Source organism: Paraburkholderia sp. A1RI_3L, assembly GCF_048957895.1.
Taxonomy (GTDB): Bacteria; Pseudomonadota; Gammaproteobacteria; order Burkholderiales; family Burkholderiaceae; genus Paraburkholderia; species Paraburkholderia kururiensis.
Map to the genome: position 1 here is coordinate 1 of NZ_JARCHA010000083.1, position 434 is coordinate 434.

The 434-nt window shown below is 69.4% G+C and carries 1 protein-coding gene; it reads right to left on the minus strand.

Annotation, left to right across the window (positions count from 1 at the left end; genetic code table 11):
• Nucleotides 1-434: P1 family peptidase (locus PXJ20_RS33000; RefSeq protein ID WP_421057524.1), on the minus strand; the 434-nt coding region annotated here is incomplete at both ends.

Genomic DNA, 434 nt, shown 5'->3' on the forward strand with positions numbered 1-434 from the left:
TCACGGTCGTGGCACGCCACAGCGCATGGACGATCGCCTGCTCGACCGCTTCCGCGCAGGCGTCGAACAGCGGATCGAGCATCGATTCGTGCACCATCCGCACGGCGGGCATCGGCTCGCTCGCGAGATGCGGGACTTGCCACGCCGAGCTGAACGCGAGCGCGATATCGCCGCTGCCATGGCCATACACCGAACCCGTGCGTGCGAGCCCGGCCGCCGAGCGCTTCGCCAGGCGCTCCAGCTGCCGGACGTCGAGCGGCGCATCGGTCGCGACGATCATGATGATGGAGCCTTTCTCCGGCTCGGCGCGTGCGCTGTCCGCGCGGGATCCTTGCGCGACGATGCGGCGCCCGAGCGGCTGCCCGGCCACCGTGAGGTTCTCGATACGCCCATAGTTGGCCAGCACCAGTGCGCCCAGCACATATCGTTGCCCG